This is a genomic window from Bacillus sp. AF62 (assembly GCF_050312695.1).
Lineage (GTDB): Bacteria > Bacillota > Bacilli > Bacillales > Bacillaceae_G > Bacillus_A > Bacillus_A cereus.
Genome location: NZ_JBNPJZ010000193.1, coordinates 1 through 1,621, shown reverse-complemented (window position 1 = coordinate 1,621; position 1,621 = coordinate 1). Strand labels below are relative to the sequence as shown.

The window sequence follows — 1,621 nt, the reverse complement described above, 5'->3', positions numbered from 1 at the left end:
ATCGAAGCACAGAAACCAAGTACATTTTTAGATGTGTGGTTTGGGGAGTATCCGGATAATCGAGATTACTTCAGAATGGGTTATCCTTTGAAAACAGAGCAACTACCTGTAGAGAGAAATCAAAGGCTGATATGGGATGAAATGACTACCACTGTTGGGTGGAGTAAAGTAAGTGCAATGGAAGATGGCAACCCAGTCGGTGATATGAAATCAGACGGTTATCAATTTTATTGCTCTAATTATGGTACAGGGATAGGAAAAGGATGGAATGGTGCAGCTGTTAAAAAAAATATACCTAATGGGCCCGTACAAGACTTTATTATGCAGGCTTATGTTACATGTAAAAGTAAACGTATCAATGAGATGGGTCGAGTGGAAATAGCGATATTAGATGAAAACAGTAAAGTGCTTTCGAAAATAGCTATGACTGATGTGTTTTGGCAAGCTGAGCAAAACTACGGAACAATGGTAATCGGTTATGATAATAAACCAGGAAGAAGAAGTTTAATTTATGAGAGTGGAGATTACCCAAACACTTGGAACCAATATCAAGGGCGTTTGTGGATAGCTAGAACAGGCAATGTATGGGAAGCGTATATTTCGAAATTCCTTCCGGGGACGGAAAAAGATGATTCAGAACGATTTGTGCGGTGGACGGATGAAAATAACGATCATATGGAAAAAGCAGCACAAATCCAGATTAGTATGATGCAATGGCAAGATGTACCGCCAGTAGAAGCGATGACCGTTTCAGATTTGAAATTCTGGAAAGTGAACGTAAATACTCAAAATAATCCGCCTTACATTTTTGACACGGGAGACAAGATGATAATTGATACAGAAAAAAGTCTTGTAACCATTAACGGTAAAAATGCAATTCATGTAAAAGACATTTTTAGTAATTTTCCGACTGTCATACGTGGTGAGAATCGTATCGATATCATGCCACCAGATGTGAAAGCGACCGTTCGTTATAGGGAGAGATACCGATGAGAACACCAAGCGGCATTTTGCATGTTGTGGATTTTAAAACAGATCAAATCGTTGCAGCAATTCAGCCGCAGGACTATTGGGATGATAATAGGCAGTGGGAAATCAAGAACAATGTTGATATGTTGGATTTTACTGTTTTTGATGGAACTACTCATTCAGCTACGCTACAACAACAAAATCTTGTTTTAAAAGAAGTTCGCGACGGAAGAATTGTACCTTATGTTATTAGAGAGACAGAAAAGAATTCAGACAAACGATCCATTACCACATATGCTTCAGGAGCTTGGGTTCAAATTGCTAAGTCAGGCATTATAAAACCGCAACGAATAGAAGGAAAAACGGTAAACGAATGTATGGATAGGGCTCTTGTAGGTATGAAATGGAAACGTGGAAAAACAGATTATGCAGGATTCCATACGATGACCATTGATGAATTTATGGATCCCCTAACATTTTTAAAGAAAATCGCTTCTTTATTCAAATTAGAAATTCAGTACCGTGTTGAGGTTCAAGGGTCACAAATAGTTGGATGGTATGTTGATATGATTCAGAGGCGTGGCCGAGACACTGGTAAAGAAATAGAGTTAGGTAAAGATTTGATAGGTATTACACGTATGGAACATTCAAG

The 1,621-nt window shown here is 38.4% G+C and carries 2 protein-coding genes; both read left to right on the top strand.

Features of this window, described 5'->3' with window-relative positions; all coding sequences use genetic code 11:
* A partial coding sequence (locus ACQRBL_RS32180) for a phage distal tail protein (RefSeq protein WP_427736405.1) occupies positions 1–993 on the top strand: 993 nt, incomplete at its 5' end.
* Positions 990–1,621, top strand: a 632-nt coding sequence (locus ACQRBL_RS32175; RefSeq protein ID WP_427736403.1) for a phage tail spike protein, incomplete at its 3' end; no start/stop codon positions are given. The genes ACQRBL_RS32180 and ACQRBL_RS32175, both read left to right, overlap by 4 nt.